Origin of the sequence: Agromyces fucosus, from assembly GCF_004134865.1 — a bacterium.
Classification (GTDB): domain Bacteria; phylum Actinomycetota; class Actinomycetes; order Actinomycetales; family Microbacteriaceae; genus Agromyces; species Agromyces fucosus.
The window spans coordinates 1,064,837-1,082,179 of the sequence record NZ_SDPO01000002.1 but is presented as its reverse complement, the minus strand read 5'-3'; the positions used below and the strand labels follow the sequence as shown (position 1 = coordinate 1,082,179).

At 67.5% G+C, this 17,343-nt stretch carries 21 protein-coding genes and 2 tRNA genes; 12 read left to right on the top strand and 11 right to left on the bottom strand.

The window, feature by feature from the left end; translation table 11 throughout:
- The first annotated feature begins 3 nt into the window (after nucleotides 1-3).
- The 6 genes from ESP57_RS10770 to ESP57_RS10745 all read left to right on the top strand — a co-directional run bounded on the left by ESP57_RS10770 (nucleotide 4) and on the right by ESP57_RS10745 (nucleotide 2,431).
- The gene (locus ESP57_RS10770; protein WP_129231531.1) at nucleotides 4-483 is read left to right on the top strand and encodes a DUF3566 domain-containing protein; all 480 of its coding nucleotides are present in this window, start codon (nucleotides 4-6) and stop codon (nucleotides 481-483) included.
- Nucleotides 474-547: transfer RNA gene (locus tag ESP57_RS10765), tRNA-Ile, on the top strand. The genes ESP57_RS10770 and ESP57_RS10765 overlap by 10 nt, the downstream gene beginning before the upstream one ends.
- 46 nt (nucleotides 548-593) lie before the next feature.
- Nucleotides 594-666: transfer RNA gene (locus ESP57_RS10760), tRNA-Ala, on the top strand.
- A 242-nt stretch (nucleotides 667-908) separates the two neighbouring features.
- Nucleotides 909-1,490 carry an RNA polymerase sigma factor gene (locus ESP57_RS10755; protein ID WP_129231530.1) on the top strand — a complete coding sequence of 194 codons (582 nt, stop codon included), beginning with the start codon at nucleotides 909-911 and terminating at the stop codon, nucleotides 1,488-1,490.
- Complete coding sequence (locus tag ESP57_RS10750) at nucleotides 1,487-2,017, top strand: hypothetical protein (protein ID WP_129231529.1); 531 nt, start codon at nucleotides 1,487-1,489, stop codon at nucleotides 2,015-2,017. The genes ESP57_RS10755 and ESP57_RS10750 overlap by 4 nt, the downstream gene beginning before the upstream one ends.
- A 159-nt stretch (nucleotides 2,018-2,176) precedes the next feature.
- Nucleotides 2,177-2,431 carry a hypothetical protein gene (locus tag ESP57_RS10745; RefSeq protein WP_129231528.1) on the top strand — a complete coding sequence of 85 codons (255 nt, stop codon included), beginning with the start codon at nucleotides 2,177-2,179 and terminating at the stop codon, nucleotides 2,429-2,431.
- A 364-nt stretch (nucleotides 2,432-2,795) separates the two neighbouring features.
- On the opposite strand, the gene ESP57_RS10740 is transcribed toward ESP57_RS10745, so the two are convergent.
- Together ESP57_RS10740 and ESP57_RS10735 are read right to left on the bottom strand one after the other, a co-directional pair.
- Entirely contained in the window at nucleotides 2,796-3,173 is a 378-nt protein-coding gene (locus ESP57_RS10740) for a hypothetical protein (protein ID WP_129231527.1), read from the bottom strand.
- A 292-nt stretch (nucleotides 3,174-3,465) separates the two neighbouring features.
- Nucleotides 3,466-3,864, bottom strand: coding sequence for a DUF1801 domain-containing protein (locus tag ESP57_RS10735; protein WP_129231526.1), 399 nt, complete (start codon nucleotides 3,862-3,864; stop codon nucleotides 3,466-3,468).
- A 79-nt stretch (nucleotides 3,865-3,943) separates the two neighbouring features.
- On the opposite strand from ESP57_RS10735, the gene ESP57_RS10730 reads away from it, so the two are divergent.
- A complete protein-coding gene (locus tag ESP57_RS10730; RefSeq protein WP_165877439.1) occupies nucleotides 3,944-4,393 on the top strand; it encodes an NUDIX hydrolase in 450 nt (149 codons plus the stop codon).
- Between the two features lie 209 nt (nucleotides 4,394-4,602).
- Here ESP57_RS10730 and ESP57_RS10725 read toward each other — a convergent pair whose 3' ends face one another.
- Together ESP57_RS10725 and ESP57_RS10720 are read right to left on the bottom strand one after the other, a co-directional pair.
- Nucleotides 4,603-4,854 carry a hypothetical protein gene (locus ESP57_RS10725; protein WP_056007061.1) on the bottom strand — a complete coding sequence of 84 codons (252 nt, stop codon included), beginning with the start codon at nucleotides 4,852-4,854 and terminating at the stop codon, nucleotides 4,603-4,605.
- A gap of 616 nt (nucleotides 4,855-5,470) precedes the next feature.
- The gene (locus ESP57_RS10720) at nucleotides 5,471-5,989 is read right to left on the bottom strand and encodes a hypothetical protein (RefSeq protein ID WP_056007912.1); all 519 of its coding nucleotides are present in this window, start codon (nucleotides 5,987-5,989) and stop codon (nucleotides 5,471-5,473) included.
- A 119-nt stretch (nucleotides 5,990-6,108) separates the two neighbouring features.
- Here ESP57_RS10720 and ESP57_RS10715 point away from each other — a divergent pair, with 119 nt between their 5' ends.
- Nucleotides 6,109-6,648, top strand: coding sequence for a peptidylprolyl isomerase (locus ESP57_RS10715; protein ID WP_056007058.1), 540 nt, complete (start codon nucleotides 6,109-6,111; stop codon nucleotides 6,646-6,648).
- A gap of 111 nt (nucleotides 6,649-6,759) precedes the next feature.
- Here the strand turns inward: ESP57_RS10715 and ESP57_RS18845 are convergent, their stop codons facing one another.
- Entirely contained in the window at nucleotides 6,760-6,891 is a 132-nt protein-coding gene (locus ESP57_RS18845; protein ID WP_279387793.1) for a hypothetical protein, read from the bottom strand.
- Nucleotides 6,892-6,913: 22 nt separating this feature from the next.
- Between ESP57_RS18845 and ESP57_RS10710 the strand changes: the two genes are divergently transcribed.
- Nucleotides 6,914-7,507: a rhomboid family intramembrane serine protease gene (locus ESP57_RS10710; protein WP_341539082.1), complete on the top strand. Its 594-nt coding sequence runs from the start codon at nucleotides 6,914-6,916 to the stop codon at nucleotides 7,505-7,507.
- Nucleotides 7,508-7,784: 277 nt separating this feature from the next.
- Here ESP57_RS10710 and ESP57_RS10705 read toward each other — a convergent pair whose 3' ends face one another.
- Nucleotides 7,785-8,060 carry a cell division protein CrgA gene (locus ESP57_RS10705; RefSeq protein WP_341539081.1) on the bottom strand — a complete coding sequence of 92 codons (276 nt, stop codon included), beginning with the start codon at nucleotides 8,058-8,060 and terminating at the stop codon, nucleotides 7,785-7,787.
- 36 nt (nucleotides 8,061-8,096) lie between these two features.
- Between ESP57_RS10705 and ESP57_RS10700 the strand changes: the two genes are divergently transcribed.
- The 3 genes from ESP57_RS10700 to ESP57_RS10695 are packed head-to-tail and all read left to right on the top strand — an operon-like array spanning nucleotide 8,097 to nucleotide 9,710.
- Nucleotides 8,097-8,888, top strand: a complete 792-nt coding sequence (locus ESP57_RS10700; protein WP_082571194.1) for a class E sortase — start codon at nucleotides 8,097-8,099, stop codon at nucleotides 8,886-8,888.
- A 3-nt stretch (nucleotides 8,889-8,891) separates the two neighbouring features.
- Entirely contained in the window at nucleotides 8,892-9,047 is a 156-nt protein-coding gene (locus tag ESP57_RS18430) for a hypothetical protein (protein WP_165877438.1), read from the top strand.
- Nucleotides 9,048-9,053: 6 nt separating this feature from the next.
- A complete protein-coding gene (locus ESP57_RS10695; RefSeq protein ID WP_129231525.1) occupies nucleotides 9,054-9,710 on the top strand; it encodes an anthranilate synthase component II in 657 nt (218 codons plus the stop codon).
- Nucleotides 9,711-9,852: 142 nt separating this feature from the next.
- On the opposite strand, the gene pknB is transcribed toward ESP57_RS10695, so the two are convergent.
- The 5 genes from pknB to ESP57_RS10670 are packed head-to-tail and all read right to left on the bottom strand — an operon-like array spanning nucleotide 9,853 to nucleotide 17,343.
- Nucleotides 9,853-11,547, bottom strand: a complete 1,695-nt coding sequence (gene pknB / locus ESP57_RS10690) for a Stk1 family PASTA domain-containing Ser/Thr kinase (RefSeq protein ID WP_129231524.1) — start codon at nucleotides 11,545-11,547, stop codon at nucleotides 9,853-9,855.
- A gap of 43 nt (nucleotides 11,548-11,590) precedes the next feature.
- Nucleotides 11,591-13,270 (bottom strand): protein kinase domain-containing protein, encoded by a 1,680-nt coding sequence (locus tag ESP57_RS10685; RefSeq protein ID WP_129231523.1) that lies wholly within the window; start codon nucleotides 13,268-13,270, stop codon nucleotides 11,591-11,593.
- Nucleotides 13,267-14,724 (bottom strand): peptidoglycan D,D-transpeptidase FtsI family protein, encoded by a 1,458-nt coding sequence (locus ESP57_RS10680; protein ID WP_129231522.1) that lies wholly within the window; start codon nucleotides 14,722-14,724, stop codon nucleotides 13,267-13,269. Before ESP57_RS10680 ends, ESP57_RS10685 begins: the two co-directional genes overlap by 4 nt.
- Nucleotides 14,721-16,118 carry an FtsW/RodA/SpoVE family cell cycle protein gene (locus ESP57_RS10675; RefSeq protein ID WP_056007037.1) on the bottom strand — a complete coding sequence of 466 codons (1,398 nt, stop codon included), beginning with the start codon at nucleotides 16,116-16,118 and terminating at the stop codon, nucleotides 14,721-14,723. Before ESP57_RS10675 ends, ESP57_RS10680 begins: the two co-directional genes overlap by 4 nt.
- Nucleotides 16,111-17,343 carry a PP2C family protein-serine/threonine phosphatase gene (locus tag ESP57_RS10670; RefSeq protein ID WP_056007034.1) on the bottom strand — a complete coding sequence of 411 codons (1,233 nt, stop codon included), beginning with the start codon at nucleotides 17,341-17,343 and terminating at the stop codon, nucleotides 16,111-16,113. Before ESP57_RS10670 ends, ESP57_RS10675 begins: the two co-directional genes overlap by 8 nt.

The window sequence follows — 17,343 nt, the reverse complement described above, 5'->3', positions numbered from 1 at the left end:
TAGATGAGTAGCGTCGCTGAGAAGCTGGCCCGCAAGTCGAACCGCAAGACCCCTGCCAAGCAGGTGCGCCTCCGGCTCGTCTACATCGACTTCTGGTCGGCGGTGAAGTTGTCGTTCCTCGTCGCCGTGTGCCTCGCGGTCGTCAGCATCGTCGCGACGTTCCTCATCTACACGGTGTTGAACTCGACCGGCATCTTCGACAAGGTCAACGAGCTCGTGCAAGACGTCGCGGGCGCCGGCGGCGACCTCACGTCGATCCTGTCGCTCGGCAACGTCATGGGCTTCGCGGTCGTCGCGGCACTCCTGAACCTCGTCGTCACGACGGCGCTCGGCGCCATCATCGCCGTGCTCTACAACCTGAGCGTCAAGATCACGGGCGGCATCCTCGTCGGATTCACCAACAACTCATGCGATTCTCGGCCCGATTCGGAGATTCCTGCCACGTCCGGTAGTCTTTCCTCTGGCCGAAATTCGGGGATATAGCTCAGGCGGTTAGAGCGCTTCGCTGATAACGAAGAGGTCCGAGGTTCAAGTCCTCGTATCCCCACTGTGAACAATTCAATATGAAGAACGGATGCCTCAGGCATCCGCTCGGGGCCTTAGCTCAGTTGGTAGAGCGCCTGCTTTGCAAGCAGGATGTCAGGAGTTCGAATCTCCTAGGCTCCACAGCAACTCAGAACCTCAGAACCTCGGAATCCCGCAAATACCGCGAGATTCCGGGGTTTTTCTCTGCCGTGAGCGATTCCCAGCCAGGCTGCGCGCTCGCTCGTTCTCGATCTCTCCCCGCACATGCCCTTCTGGAGAGAGATAGCCGGGTATGCCACCTTGGTTGTATTCGTGGGATCACGGTACTTCACGGTCGACGTTCCGGTACCGCGTTCGCGTGACCTCCTGCTTAGACTTCGGGTGTGAATTACGAGGTGCAGGATGCTGTTCTGTGGCTGGAGGCGACCTCTGGTACCGACGCTTCGTACGCCGTCATCTTCGACCGGTATCGGCGTCTCGTATTCAAACGGGCATACGACCGCCTCCGTGATGTCACGGAGGCCGAGGATGTCGTCGCGATCGTCTTCATGGAGGCATGGCGGAAGCGCGACAGTGTCAGGTTCGTGGATGGCTCGCTCCGGCCGTGGCTGCTGGTCGTCACCCTGAATGTCTGCCTGAACCACGATCGCGCGAGCCGCCGGTATCGGCGGCTGCTTGCGAAGCTGCCTCCTCCCGATCACGAGCCCGATCTGAGTGAGCGCACCCTCGCGCAGATCGCAGCCAGCGAAGCCTTCCAAGCGCTGCGAGTCGCGATGAAGCGCTACAGCGAATCGGATCAGCGTGTGATCGAGCTCTGCTTGATCGATGAACTGCCCGTCTCCGCAGCAGCAATCGTCCTCGATATGCCCGTCGGCACTGTGAAGGCGAAGCTGTCCCGCACCCGGAAGAAGCTCCAGGTGGAGCTCGAACGATTCGCTCCAGCATCGGAAGTGGTCGACATATGAACGAACCGCTGGACGGCCGCCCCGAAATGCGCCCGGGGCGCGAGGCTGCGATCAAGAGTCTCGTGCTCGAGAACCTCGAAGAGTCGCGCGAAAAGAGAGCACGCTGGCGCCGCAACCGCTGGTTCGCGTGGGGCGGCGCCGGGGTGCTGGTTGTTGGCATTGGCGCTACGGCCGCAGGAGTCGTATTGCAGGCACAGACGGTGTCGAACGAGCAGATCGTGCACTGCCTGGAGTCCGACCAGCGTGCGGCCGACGGCAGCTACCCGGGAGGGATGGGCTCGCTTGCCTCCGCGAACGGCGAAGCCCGCGCGATCGAAGCTGTGGAATTCTGCACGATGATGTGGGAGCAGGGTGCGATGGAGCCGGGATTCGATCCCCGGTCGACGACGAACGCCCCAGGCGAGGTGCCCGAGGCATTCATCGTTTGCGTGATGCCTGATGGCAGCGCGGCCGCAGTTCCCTCGTCAGAGCCGGCGGTCTGCCAACGCCTCGGCCTCGCGCCCGTTGATGGCGGTGACGGCGGGTAGTTAGCCACAGTCCCCTGAGGCGGAACACGATCGCAGCGCAGCGCGACGCGTCGGTGCGTCGCTATGCAGCTGCCGTCGAAGTCGGCGCCTTTATGCATCCGGAGGCGTTGCGCCGGACATCTCTTGGTGACCGACCATTTCTCGAGGGAGCACTACCTGATGACGTTCAACGTGACTGGATCTGCCAAGACACTCCTGTGGGTTGGTGTCGCGCTGCTCGCACTCTGCGCGGTGCTCATCGTCATCCTCCCGCCGGTTCTCGGCGGAATCGGCGGCGATAGAGTCGTCGGTCAGACGGCCGGCGTATTCATTGATCTGCTCGTCCGGCTCGTGCGCGAGATCGGCGCTCCTCTCGGCGCTGCTTTCATCGGTGCGGCGCTCGTCATCGGCCACCGAACTGATTCTCGCGAATAGGCAACCTCCCGAGCCGGTCCGGGCATTCTTCACCGGAGGATCGACCGATCTCCTCCTTTTCTGATCGAAGGAGACCACATGTTGAACAGGGCAACGTCCTCGCCTAACGCAAGCGAGCGGCAAGTCGATCTCCACGGTCACGGGCGGCGCCTACATCCGGTGGGACTGAGATCGACACAGCTGAGTTCGCGTCGGCGGTAGCCGGCTGACCTCGCACCATGTGGCAAGGGCGCAGTCTCCTGTTGAAGGGGCGCACCCTGGCCACTTCCATGCTTGGCGCTCACCTCGCCCTCGCGCGCCTCGGATCTCGAGGTGCACTGCGTCGGCGAAGCGCTCCTCTCAGCACATGAAACGGATCGCGAGCTCACCCTTCCTCGTGTCTCCGTTGAGGGCCGGGCACTCGTTGCTCAGGAGGATCCACGACGATGCGATTACCCCGAATGTCGCCCTGCCCGCCATCCTCGACAATCGAGGTCGACGGCTCCTGGTCAATCGGCCATTCGATGCGATGAGGGAGTCGGTTGAGGTAGTTGGACTCGTAGGCTTCGAGCGCTCCGCGTCCAGGCTCCTGCGCCGGCGGGCCGGATCGCTTCGTGAACACTCTGATTACCGAACCGACTGCGATCGAGCCCCAGAGAATCACCGCGATCCACGGTCCTATCGCGTCTGGGAACAGCGCCATCGTGACTGCCACAGCCGCAAGGCTGGCGATCGCTACTACAACCCAGATGATCTTGGGCATCACCATCTCCCTCTCCCGCGATCATACGCACGCCGCTCATAGCGCACGAGGGCGGCTCCCTGTCCGGATTGCTGGACACCTCTCGCCCCGAGGCCCACACGTCGCGCTCACGACATCGCGGAAGCATGCTCGGTGACCAGCTCCGGGCCGTGTTGTGTCTGGCTGCTGGCCACACTGCGCGCCCGAGGTCTACCACTACCAACGGCATGTCCAGAAGCGGGAGCTCATCGACATCAAGATGGCCCTCGGGCGCGTGGCGAACCTCGTGTCGCAGTGATGGCCGGATCCGCCGTCAGAGCTGCAGCCAGCGTTCGATCAGTGCGACGATCTCGTCGCGATGCGCATCGATCTCGGCCGGGTCCAGGGCGATCACGCCGCGGTCGGCCGCCGCCCAGCGCACGAGCCCGGTGTCGTCGTCGAAGCTGAAGCCCTCGGCATCGACGATCTTCACGCCCCGGTGGATGACGATGCGCACCTTGCCCCTGGGGTCGGTGCCGACCGTCACGCGGTCGACACCGTCGAGCGCGTAGTTCGGCCCGTTCCACTTGATGTTCTCGACGGTGCCCGCGGGCGCCGCGCTGCGGATGCCGTCGCGGAGACGGACGAGCGGGCCTCCGAATTCCGACGGGAGACCGTCTAGATAGCGATCGACTTCGGGTGCGGCTGCGATCATCTTCGAGGCTTCGGTCATCGCGGGTTCCGTTCGCTCGGGTGCCTCGACCATAGCGGCGTCGGGGCGGGCACGTCGATCGCCCCGCTACAGTGTCCTGATGGACATCCGCATCGCCGCGTACGGGGTCATCATCCGCGATGGCCGGATCCTGCTCTCGCACTGGAACGAGCACGGTCGCTCCGGATGGACGCTGCCCGGAGGCGGCATCGAGGGCTCCGAGCACCCGATCGTTGCGGCGCGGCGGGAGATCTTCGAGGAGACGGGGTACGAGGCATCCGTCGACCGCCTGCTCGGCATCGACACCATGGTCGTGCCGACCTCGAAGCGTCATTCGGGAGCTGCGCCGCTCTACGCGATGCGCGTCGTGTACCGGGCGAGCGTGGTCGGCGGCGAGCTCCGCAACGAGGTCGACGGTTCGAGTGACGAGGCCCGCTGGTTCGACCTCGACGAGGTGTCGCGCCTGAAGCGCGTGAGCCTGCTCGACATCGCCTTGCGGTTGAACGCGGCCGAACCCGCAGACGGCGTGCCGCCGTCGGCTCGGGAGTAGGGCCCGGCTCCGAGCCCGTCGAGGAGGATCTCGCCCGTCGAAGGGGAGACGCGCCCGCGGCCGCGTCGCCGACGTTCCGGCCGCCTGGCCGAACCGTTCGCGACACGGCCGCGGGTGGCCGAGCTCCCCGCGGGCCGACTCGCAAATGCTGCGACGCCGACCTGCGGGGGCCTGGCTGAGGTGGTGCTGTCGATGGTGCGCATGGTCGCTCAGATCAGCGGCTGCGCCATCAGGGTGACGCGCTGGAACTCGGCGGCCTGCAGGCGGGCTGCGGCCTGTTCGTTCCAGCGGCGCTCGGCGGTCGCCGAGTGCGTGCGCTGCTCGTCACGTCGTCGGCTCCACGCGAGGAGCGCGTGGCCCGCACGGCGTGCGATCCGGTCGCTGAGCTGTCGGGCGTCAGCGCGGAGGGTGACAGCCTGCACCTGTGCGGTGCGGCCGGCGGAGATGGTACTCGTATTCACGGTGATTCCTTCTGATGGGTGGTGCGGATTGGGCGTTGCGGGTGGTGCAGCGGCCGATGCGGTCGATGGTCGATCGGATCGAGCCGACGTGATCCCGGATGTCGGTGCGCGGGCGCTTCAATGGCGGCGCGCACGGACTCGTCCGGGCATGGCGGCGCGCGAGCACTCATGGCGAGTGATGCGCGCCTCCGCGGTCTGGCGTGAGCCGGGACATCCGCTCGTGTCTCATGAGGTTCGACTCATGCGAGACGGCCGGCGACGTGGTCGCTGACGGATGCGCGGCTGCTGCCGCAGGGTCACGCCCGAGGGGCGGATCGGACGTTCAGGCGCGAAGGCGCGTGACGTCGAGGCGAACTGCTAGCAGGCCCGAGGCGCGAGGAGGACTCCCGTGTGGGCCGCAGTAAATGCTGGCGTGAAGATGTGCTTCATCATGGGTATCAACTCCTCTCTGCATTGCGTGTTCGACAACGGTTTTAGACACTAGCGGGACTTTCACGTCGACCGCAAGGCGAATTCACAGATTCTTCGAGATTCAGTGCCTGCACTGACGTTGGGCGACCGCGGAGACGACGAAGGCCCCGCCTGCAACAGGCGGGGCCTTCGGAAACTCGTGCGGTCAGGCCGCGGTCGACGCGCCCGGCGTCGGCTCGTCGTCGGCCACCCAGAGCTCGTCGTCGGCGCGGAACGTCTGCCAGACCGCGTAGGCCACACCAGCAGCGGCGACGATTCCGGCGCCGATCGCCAGGTAGGTGCCGAAGCCCGGGCCGCGCTTCTCCTTGACGACCTCGGCCGCACGTGGTGAGACGCGCTCGAGGGCGCGGCGCACGCGGGCGTCGTTGGCGATGTCGCCGATCGAGAGCACGGAGCCGAGCGCGTTGCCCACCGTTCGCTCGACGGTGTCACCGGCGACGCGTGCGGCGGTGCCGGCCCGCTGGACGTTGGGGCGGACGTAGCTGTCGTACCCCGTGCGGACGCGTGGCACGACCTCTTCGCGCGTGAGGTGGCCGAGTTGACGGCTGGCCTCGCGGGCGACGGCGTTGGCGTGCTCGAGCACGTGCTGCTGGTTCTCCCAGAGTTCCCCAGCGTTGCTCTGCAGTCGCTTGAGTTCCTTCCGGCGCTTGCGTGACAGGCTCATCTCGACCTCCATCGATGTGCAGCGAACCACTCCATCTTGCCACCGAAACGGCTGGAAGCGAGGTGGGAGTCCGAATACGGCATGCCGGTTGACGAATCCACCCGTGACAGAATATGAGGATGCCGATTCCCACTGCAGTCGCGACGCTCAACACCAACCACGGACCGATCAAGGTCGACCTCTACGGCGACCACGCCCCGAAGACGGTCAAGAACTTCGTCGGCCTCGCCACCGGCGAGATCGAATGGACCCACCCCGCCACGGGCGAGAAGTCCACCGCGCCGCTGTACGACGGCGTCATCTTCCACCGCATCATCCCCGGCTTCATGATCCAGGGCGGCGACCCGCTCGGTCAGGGCGTTGGCGGCCCCGGCTACCAGTTCGACGACGAGATCAACTCCGAGCTCGACTTCACCGAGCCCTACGTGCTCGCGATGGCCAACGCCGGCATCCAGATGGGCCGCGGCACCAACGGTTCGCAGTTCTTCATCACCACCGCCCCCACCACCTGGTTGCAGGGCAAGCACTCGATCTTCGGCAAGGTGAACGACGAGGCCAGCCGCGCCGTCGTCGACCGCCTCGGCGCCGTCGCCACCGACGGTCGTGACAAGCCGCTCGAGGACGTCGTCATCGAGAGCGTCACCGTCGAGCAGCTCTGACCCGCGGGTGAGCGACTCGGGGCCTGATCGGGCGAACTTCTGTTACCGGCATCCCGATCGGCAGAGTTACATCCTCTGCCAGCGATGCGGGCGCACGATCTGCCCCGAGTGTCAGACCCAGGCCCCCGTCGGGGTCATCTGCCCCGAGTGCATGCGCGAGCAGCGCGCGAGCGCCCCGCGGACGAAGCCGGCGGTGCTGACGCGCATGCGCTCGGCCGCCGGGCGGGGTGCACCGGTGGTCACCTATGCCCTCATCGGAATCTCCGTGGCGGTGTATCTGCTGCAGATGATCCCTGGCCTCGGCGTCACGGGCGCGATCCGGTACGCGGGCTTCTACTCGCACCCGGGTGCGCTCGAGCCGTGGCGCATGATGACGTCGGTGTTCGCGCACGGGAGCATCCTGCACCTGCTGCTGAACATGTACACCCTGTGGATCTTCGGCCAACTGCTCGAGGGCCTGCTCGGCAGGTGGCGCTACCTCACGCTGTACCTCCTGGCGGGCTTCGCCGGATCGGTGGGCGTGCTGTGGCTCGCTCCGCCGAACGTGCCGGTCGTCGGGGCATCCGGCGCGATCTTCGGCCTCATGGGCGCGTTCCTCGTCATCCAGCGCCGGCTCGGCGGTCAGGCGACGCAGCTGTTCGTGCTGCTCGGCATCAACCTCGTCATCGGCTTCATCCCCGGCATGAACGTGGCCTGGCAGGCGCACCTCGGCGGGCTCGCCGCCGGCGCGCTCATCGGGTTCATCCTCGTCGAGACCCGCAAGCGGTCGCAGCAGCGGCTGCAGATGTGGCTCCTGATCGCCGTGGGCGCGGTGCTGGTGCTGCTCAGCCTGCGATACCTGTTCTTCCCCATCGTCTAAGCAGGGCCCGATCGGCTGACGCCTCGCGGATCGCCTGACACCATTCGAAGTTATCCACAGGCCTCTCCACAGCTGGGGAGAGTTACACACGTGTAATTGTCGTCATTACGGGGGACACGGGGGCTTGGAGTTCTCCACACCCTGTGGAGAACTCTGCATCGAAGCGGCACGTACGACGTGCGGAACGCGGCGCGCGACTGGCGTGGCGTCGCAGCACGACCAACGACAGAGGGGCGGATGCCGCAGCATCCGCCCCTCTTCTGCGTCGTTGCGCCGGCTAACGCCAGCGAGTGGTCATGAGGAAGCCGACGAAGGCGATGCCGAATCCGATGAGGATGTTCCACGAGCCGAGGTCGGCGATCGGGAAGGCGCCCTGGCTCACGTAGAACACGATGATCCAGGCGAGCCCGACGAGCATGAAGCCGAACATGACGGGCTTGAACCACACCGGGTTCGGAGCCTCTTCGCCGCTCGCCTGTTCTGCGCGCGCGGGCTTCGATGATTTCGTACGTGCCATGCGGGTGATTCTAGCCGAGGGAAGGCCCGCGAACACATTCGGTTCACTGCTCCGCGGGCTAGAATCGCCCTCATGTCCGAGTCTCAGGCCGATGGACGGCGCGCACGCCGCTCCTCGGACGGTCGGCGCCCCCGAGTCAGCGTCGTCGGCGTGCTCGGCGAACTGCTGCTCACCGCCGGCGTGCTGATCCTCCTGTTCCTCGGTTGGCAGCTCTGGTGGAACGACGCCATCATGGCCGGACAGCAGTCGTCCGCGGCATCCGAGCTCAGCAAGGAATGGCAGGAGCAGGCCCGCGCGACGCAGGGAGCGACGCCTCCGCCGGACCCCGCGAACTACGGCGCGCCCGTGGTGGACGCGACCGAGTACGCCAACGGCGACGCCTTCGCGGTGATGTACGTGCCCCGCTTCGGCGAGGACTCGCAGCGCAACATCGCCGAGGGCTACGGGCTCGACGTGCTGAACAGCTTCGACCTCGGCGTCGGCCACTACCCGCAGACGCAGCGACCCGGAGAGGTCGGCAACTTCGCGATCGCCTCGCACCGCAGCGCGTACGGCGGCGGCATGCACGAGATCGAGCAGCTGCAGCTCGGCGACGCCATCTACATCCAGACGAAGGACGGCTGGTACACCTACCGGTTCCGCGACTTCGAGTACGTGACCCCCGAGACGGTCGACGTGCTGGCGCCGGTGCCGCACCATCCCGACCTCGCGCCCACAGACCGCATCGTCACGCTCACGAGCTGCAATCCGCTGTACTCGACCGCGGAGCGCATCATCGCCTACGGCGTGCTCGAGTCCTGGCAGCCGAGCGCCGCCGGCCCTCCGGCCGAGATCGCGCCCATCGTCGCAACCTGGGGGAGCTGAGACATGTACGGTGCACTCTGGAGAGTGCTGCCCGGCCCTGTGTGGCTGCGCATCATCCTGCTGCTGCTGCTCGCCACGGCCGTCGTCTTCGCGCTGTTCACATGGGTGTTCCCGTGGGTCGACGGCGTCCTGAATCCGATCAACGTCACGGTGGAGTGAGCTGACATGGAACACACCTCGACCCGGGTGCTCGTCGTCGACAACTACGACAGCTTCGTCTACACCCTGAACGGCTACCTGCAGGAGCTCGGCGCCGAGACCGAGGTCGTACGCAACGACTCGTTCGGCATCGACGAGGTGCCCGCGCGGATCGCCGAGTACGACGCCGTGCTCATCTCGCCCGGGCCCGGCAAGCCCTCGGATGCCGGTGTGTCGATCCCCATCGTCGAGGCCGCCCTCGCAACGGGGCAGCCGATCCTCGGCGTCTGCCTCGGCCACCAGGCGATCGCCGAGGCGTTCGGTGCGGTCGTCACGAACGCCGAAGAGCTCATGCACGGCAAGACCTCTCTCATCACGCACGACGGCAGTGACTTCTACGACGGCGTGCCGCAGCCCTTCACGGCGACGCGGTACCACTCGCTCGCCGTCGTCGACGACACCGTGCCCGGCGAACTCGTCGTGACGAGCCGCACACAGGGCGGCGTCATCATGGGACTGCGCCACGAGAGCGCCCCCATCTTCGGCGTGCAGTTCCACCCCGAGTCGGTGTTGACCGAGGGCGGCTACCGGATGCTCGGCAACTGGCTCGCGGTCGCGGGCTTCCCAGCCGCCCGCGAACGCGCCGTGGGTCTCAGCCCGCTCGTGCGGGCGACGGCGGGCTGACGGCCGCACGCGGCTTCTCACGACACAGGTGCGCGAGGCTGCGTGCGTGCACGCACGCACCGCCCGGGGCTTCGGCGGGCGTGCAAGGGCTCCGCCGGGGCGTCAGCTCGCGGAGCGGGGCGTCAGGCAGCGGAGCAGGGCGTCAGCCCGCGCAGTAGGTGAGTTCGACCGTCGAGTGCTGGGGCACGTCGCCGGGCGCGAGCGACTGGTTGGTGACCGGCGAGCCCGGTTCCGCCTTGCAGGAGGCGTCGGGCTTCGGCACCGCCGTGAGCTGCAGGTTCTCGGCCGCGAGATACGAGGTCGCGGCTTCGAGGGTTTGTCCGGTCACGTCGGGGAGCGTGACGCTGCCGCTCGAGATGCGGAAGTCGACCGTCGAGCCGACCTCGGCAGCAGCGCCCGCCTCGGGCGTGGTGCCGAGCACGGTGTCGCCCGGCACGGTCGGCGACGGCTCGCGGTTCTCGGCGCCGGGCACGAGTCCGAGGGCGATGAGATCGGCCTTCGCCTGCTCGAGCGTCTTGTTGCGAAGATCGGGCACCGCCACGGCCTGCTTGCCGGTCGAGACGAACACGGTCACTGCCGTGCCGTTGTCGACCTTCTCGCCGGCGGGCGGATCGGTGCCGATGACCTGGCCTGCCGGCACGGTGTCGTCGGTCTTCTCGACAGAGCTCGCCGGAAGTCCGAGCTCTTGGAGCGCGTCGACCGCCTCTTCGTACGTGCTCCCCGTCAGTGTTGGGATCTCCTTGACGTTCGGCGGCAACTCGGCCGTCGGCTGCAGGTTGAACGCCCAGTACATGACGGCGATGACGATGACGACGACGCCGATGATGCCCGACCAGATCCAGATCGCGGGCGGGCGACGCTGGGTTCGCGTCATCGTCTCGTCTTCGGCGAGCTGGCGCAGGGCGAGCTCGGAGCTCGAGAGCGAGCCGGTCGGCGCCCCGAAGAGCATCGTGGCCTGATCGGGTTCCCGGTGGACGGGCACGCGACCGGATGCCGCGGTGTCGACGTCCGTGCGGAACTCGGCGGCCGACTGGTAGCGCTGGTCGCGGTTCTTCGAGAGGGCGTGCATCACGACGGCGTCGAGGGCCGGTGAGACCTTCGGGTTGATGACGCTCGGCTTGACCGGCTTCTCGCTGACGTGCTGGTAGGCCACCGCGACCGGGGTATCGCCGCGGAACGGCGGACGACCGGTCAGCATCTCGAAGAGCACCACGCCGGTCGAGTACAGGTCGGTGCGGGCATCGACGGTCTCGCCCTTCGCCTGCTCGGGCGAGAAGTACGAGGCGGTTCCGAGGATGGCCGTGGTCTGCGCGACGGTCGTCGAGGAGTCGGAGACTGCGCGCGCGATGCCGAAGTCCATGACCTTCACCTGGCCGGCGGTCGTGATCATGATGTTGCCGGGCTTGATGTCGCGGTGCACGACACCGGCTCGGTGCGAGTACTCGAGCGCGGTCAGCACGCCGTCGATGACGCGAACCGCAGCGGCCGCCTCGAGGGGTCCGTCGTGGATGATGTCCTTCAGCAGCCGTCCTTCGACGAACTCCATCACGATGAACGGCAGCTGCACCTCTTGACCGGCAGCGTCGACCACGGTCTCTTCACCGGCGTCGAAGACGCGCACGATCGTGGGGTGGGCCATGCGGGCCGCCGACTGCGCCTCTTGACGGAACCGCATGCGGAACGCCGGGTCGGTCGCGAGCTGCGGTTTCAGCAGCTTGATCGCGACCTGCCGCCCCAATCGGGTGTCGGTGCCCACGTGCACGTCGGACATGCCGCCGCGCCCGATGAGAGCGCCGACGCGGTATCGACCCGCGAGCACTCGTCCTTCATCGTTCACCGTGCAGCTCCATGCCCTTTCTCGTGTTCCGCGGTTCCGTCGGTCAGTTGTCGACGGTCACCGTCAGCGGAGGCGAGGTCGGGGAACTCACCGGGCCGCAGAAGTACAGGTAGGTCACCTGGAACTCGTCCTGCCCGGCCATGACCTGCGCCGTTGTGGTACCGGCCGGCACCGGACCAGGTGCTGTCGCGTCACCCGTGACCTGCACGGAGTAGCCGGTCAGCTCCTGCCCGGAGGGGCACTGCTGAGCGCTCCACGAGATCGTGACGGGCACCTTCGCGTTGGGATCGGACGACGGCGTGAACGGGTTCGGGTTCGCGGTCGGTGCCGACGTCGGCGCAGTCGGCGCCTCGGGAGCGGCGTAGTACGTGATCGTCACCTCGGAGCCGATCTTCATGTTGCCCGTGGGGTTGACGTCGTACACGCGGCCGGCTTCGTCGGCATTCGCGGCGGGATTGCCCTCGACGGCGTTCACGACCATGCCGATGCCCTCGAGCTTCGCGCGGGCCTCGTCGACCGTGAGACCGAGGTAGTCTTCACGGTTGACCTGCGCGTTCGTGGGGGCCTCGGTGGTGGGCGGCGGGGGCGGCGTCGTGGCCGTCTTCGACGGAGGAGTCGAAGGTGCCGTCGACGGCGCCTCTTTGCCGCCGCCGTTCAGGGCCAGCGCGATGATCGTGCCGATCAGCACGATCGCGAGCAGCGCGATGAGGACGATGAGCGGCCAGGTCCAGGGGCTGCGCTTCTTCTTCTCTTCGAGTGGCTCTTCGCCGTCGAGCGGCGCGCCCGCGGCCGACGGCATCACCGTCGTCGCGGCCGTGGCACCGGCAGCGGGCATGAGCATCGTCGCGGCGGTGGCGCCGGCAGCGCCCAGTACGGCGGGCACGGCAGCGGCGGCAGCCTGCACGTCGCCGCGGCGGAGGGCCGTGGCTGCGCGTGCGAGGTGCGCGGCGGACTGCGGCCGGTCGGCCGGGTTCTTCGCGATGCATCCGTAGACCAGGTTGCGCACCGGCTCCGAGACCGTCACCGGCAGGTCGGGCGGCGTCTCGTTGATCTGCGCCATCGCGATCGCGACCTGCGACTCGCCCGTGAACGGACGGCGGCCCGCGAGGGCCTCGTAGGCGACGATGCCGAGCGAGTAGATGTCGGTCGTCGGCGAGGCCGGGTGACCCGACGCCTGCTCGGGCGACAGGTACTGCACCGTGCCCATGACCTGGCCGGTCGCGGTCAGCGGCACCTGGTCGGCGATGCGCGCGATGCCGAAGTCGGTGATCTTGACGCGCCCGTCGGGCGTGATGAGCAGGTTGCCGGGCTTGATGTCGCGGTGCACGAGGCCCGCTGCGTGCGCGGCCTGCAGTGCCGCCGCGGTCTGCGCGACGATGTCGAGCACCTTGTCGGTGGAGAGCACGTGCTCGCGCTCGAGTATCGTCGACAGCGCTTCGCCGGGCACGAGCTCCATGACGAGGTAGGCGCTGCCGTCCTCCTCGCCGTAGTCGAAGACGTTGGCGATGCCCTCGTGGTTGACGAGCGCGGCGTGGCGGGCCTCGGCGCGGAAGCGCTCGAGGAAGCCCGGGTCGCCCAGGTACTCGTCTTTCAGGATCTTGATCGCGACCTGACGGCCGATGACGAGGTCTGTGGCCTGCCACACCTCGCCCATCCCGCCGATCGCGATGCGGGACTGCAGTTCGTAGCGCCCTCCGAAGGTGAGCCCTGCGCTCGGTCTCATTTGTTCAGCACCGCCTCTAGTACCTGCTTTGCGACGGGTGCGGCGATGAGATTGCCGTACCCCTCCTGGCCAAGTCCCCCGCCATCCTCAACGAGCACTGTGATCGCATACTGAGGATTGTCGGCGGGGGCAAAACCGGTGAACCAGAGAGTGTAGGGGTCACTCTCGCCGTTCTCCGCTGTACCTGTCTTACCGGCCACGCTGACGCCGTCTATTCTTGCATTACTCGCGGCACCGTTCTCGACGCCGTTGACCATCATCCCCACCATCGTGTTCGCCGTCTCCTCGCTGATGGCCCGCCCGAACTCCTTGGCCTCGAACTCCTGCAAAGGAGTGAAGTCGGGAGCCGTGATCTGATCGACCAGGTTCGGGTCCATGACGATGCCGCCGTTGGCGATCGCAGCCGACACCATGGCCATCTGCATGGGGGTCGCGCGCAGCCCGTCGCCCTGACCGAATGCGCTCAGCGCGGTCTGCGGTTCGTCGAGCACTCGCGGGTACGTGCTCACCTCGGTGACCGTCGGGATCAGGAACTCGCTGTTGAACCCGAACTTCTCGGCCTGATCGCGGATCGCGTCGTCGCCGAGTTCCATGCCGAGCTCGGCGAACGGGATGTTGCACGAGAGACGGAGCGCGTCGGCGAGGGTGACGGTCGCGCCGCCGCCGCACGACCCGCCGCCCGAGTTCCGCACGATGGAGTCGGTGCCGGGCAGCGTGAGCTCGCCCGGGTTCGGGAACGTGGACTCGGGCGTGTACCGGCCCGACTCGAGCGCCGCCGCGGTCACGACGAGCTTGAACACGGATCCGGGCGGGTTCATGTCGCCGCCCGTGGCACGGTTGAAGAGCGGGTCGGCCGGATCGGCGAGGAGGCCGTCGTAGGTGGCCGTCACCTCCGCCGAGTTGTGCACGGCCATCGAGTTCGGGTCGAACGTGGGCTTCGTGACCATCGCGATGATGCGGCCGGTCGACGGCTCGGTGACGATGACGGCGCCCGTGTAGTCGCCGAGGGCGTCCCACGCGGCCTGCTGCGCGACCGGGTCGATCGCCACCTCGACGGATGCGCCCATCGGGTCCTGTCCGGAGATCAGGCGGTTGAGGGAGTCGAAGAACTGGCTCGACGACTGGCCGCTCAGGTACTCGTTGACCGAGCGCTCGAGGCCCGTCGCCTCGCCGTTGACGGGGAGGTACCCCGTGACCGGCGCGTACAGAGGCCCGTTGGCGTACACGCGCTGGAACTTGTAGTCGTCGTCGGAGGGCTGCGAGTACGCGATCGGCTCCCCGCCGACCAGGATCGGGCCGCGCTCGATCGAGTAGCTCTCGTAGAGCGTGCGCGAGTTGCGGGGATCGGCCGCGAGGGCCTCCGCCTGCACGTACTGGATGATCGTCGACGAGACGAGCAGGGTCAGGAACATGAGGAACGCGACGATGGAGACGCGCTTGAGTTCTCGATTCATCCGTCGATCACCAGCCTCGGATGGTTGCGGACCGTGTCGGAGAGTCGCAGCAGGAGCGCGACGATGATCCAGTTCGCCACGAGCGATGAACCACCCGCCGCGAGGAACGGCGTCGTGAGGCCGGTCAAGGGGATGACGCGCGTGACGCCGCCGACGACGATGAAGACCTGCAGCGCCACGACGAACGCGAGCCCGACGCCGAGGAGCTTGCCGAAGTCGTCCTGCCCGGCGAAGCCGATGCGGAACCCGCGCGCCACGAACAGCAGGTAGAGGGCGAGGATCGCGAAGATGCCGGCGAGGCCGAGCTCCTCGCCGAGGCTCGCGATGATGTAGTCGCTCTGCGGCACCGGGGTGAGATCGGGGCGCCCCTGGCCCCAGCCGGTGCCGATGAGGCCACCGTTCGCGAGCCCGAAGAGACCTTGCACGAGCTGGTAGCTGCCGCCGATCTCTGCGCTGAAGCGATCATCGCTGAACGGGTCGAGCCAGTTCGCGAAGCGGTTGCCGACGTAGTCGAGGGTCTGGCTCGCGATGATCGCGCCGCCGATGAAGAGGCTCAACCCGAGCACGACCCACGAGAGCCGGCTCGTCGCGACGTAGAGCATCACGAGGAAGAGGCCGAAGTAGAGGAGCGCGGTGCCGAGGTCGCGCTGGAACACGATGACGGCCATCGACAGCGCCCACACGATGAGGAGCGGGCCGAGATCACGCGCCCGCGGGAACTGCATGCCGAGGAACTTCGTGCCCACCATCGACAGGGAGTCGCGGTTGCGCACGAGGTAGCCGGCGAAGAAGACGGCCAGCGCGATCTTCGCGATCTCGCCCGGCTGGAAGGTCGCGATGTCGCCGATGCCGATCCACACCCGGGCGCCGTACACCTCGCGCCCGAGACCGGGCACGAGCGGGAGCAGCAGCAGGACGATCGCCAGGAGCCCCGCGAGGTAGGTGTAGCGGAAGAGCACGCGGTGATTGCGGATGACGAGGATCGTCGCGATCGCGCAGATGATCGCGATGGCGCTCCACACGATCTGCCTGACGGCCGCGCTCTCCCACCCGGCATCGCCCTCGGCGATGTCGATGCGATAGATCATCGCGATGCCGAGGCCGTTCAGCACGGTCGCGATCGGCAGCAGGAAGGGGTCGGCGTCGCGCGCCGTGTAGCGCATCGCGATGTGCAACCCGAAGACGAGGAACGAGAGGCCCGCGCCGAGCAGCACGAGCTGCGTGTCGACGCGGCCGAGCGCCCCGAGCTGCACGAGCACGATGGCGGCGGCGTTGATGAAGCACGCCACGAGCAGGAGCCAGAACTCGAGGTTGCGCAGCTTCTGCGGGATCCGGATGCGCCGGATGCCCTCTGGCGGCGTGCCCGTCAGCGGCACGGACTGGAGATCACTCAATGGATTCCTCCAGCCGCTGCACGATGCGATACGCCTCGGCGTAGGTGCCGGCGCTGATCGTCTGCTGGACCCGCTGCTGGTCGTAGGTGCGGAGCTCGGCGACGTCGAGCTCGGTCTCGGTGAACAGCTCGTGCAGCGAGATCGGTCCGAGGTTCTGCTGGATGCCCTGGTAGATGGCGACCCGGCCGTTGGACTCGCCGACGTAGAAGCGGGTCTGCGTCCACTGGTAGCCGAGCGCGAAGGTCGCCACGATCGCCCCGATCAGCAGGACGATCCAGAAGCTCCACATCCAGCGGCGGCGCCGGCGTCGGCGCGCATCCTCCTCGATGATCTCGTCGAAGAAGTCCTCGGAGTCGGGCTCGAAGTGCGTCTCTTGAACCGGGTGAGGACGGAAGGGCGTCAGGCGGATGCCGCGGGCGCGCGCCGGCTCGGACGGCTGGCCGAACGCCGGCGGGGCGGCGGCCGAGCCGACGATGAGCGGCGGCGTCGCCGGGGCGGGCGGCTCGCCGATGTCGAGGATCACGACGGTGACGTTGTCGGGGGCGCCGCCGTCGAGCGAGGCCTTGACGAGTCGGTCGGCGACCTGCTTGGCGCCGGCGTCGGCCGACATGATGTCATGGATGTCGTCGAAGGAGGCGACGCCCGAGAGCCCGTCGGAGCAGAGCATCCATCGGTCGCCGTCACGGGTGTCGAGCACGAGGGCGTCGATCTCGGGCGAGGCCTCGACGTCGCCGAGCACGCGCATGAGCACCGATCGCCGAGGGTGCACCATCGCCTCTTCGGCCGTGATGCGCCCGGCGTCGACGAGGCGCTGCACGAAGGTGTGGTCGGTGGAGATCTGGCTGAGCTCGCCCGACCGCAGCAGGTAGATGCGGGAGTCGCCGATGTGCGAGATGACGACGCGGTCGCCCACGAGCAGCACGGCGCTGACGGTCGTCCCCATGCCGGTCAGCTCGGAGTGGTCGGCGACGGTCGCCGCGAGCTGACGGTTGGCCGCGATCAGGGCGCCTTCGAGGGACGCCGAGGCCTCGGCCGTGTTGTCGTAGTCGACGTCGGCCTCGGCGATGCGCCGTGTGGCGATCGCGCTCGCGACGTCGCCGCCCGCGTGCCCGCCCATGCCGTCGGCCACGACGAACAGGCGGCGGCCGGCGTAGCCGGAGTCCTGGTTGTTCGAGCGGATCCGTCCGACGTGCGAGACCGCAGCGCTCGCCTTGATGTTCGCCAT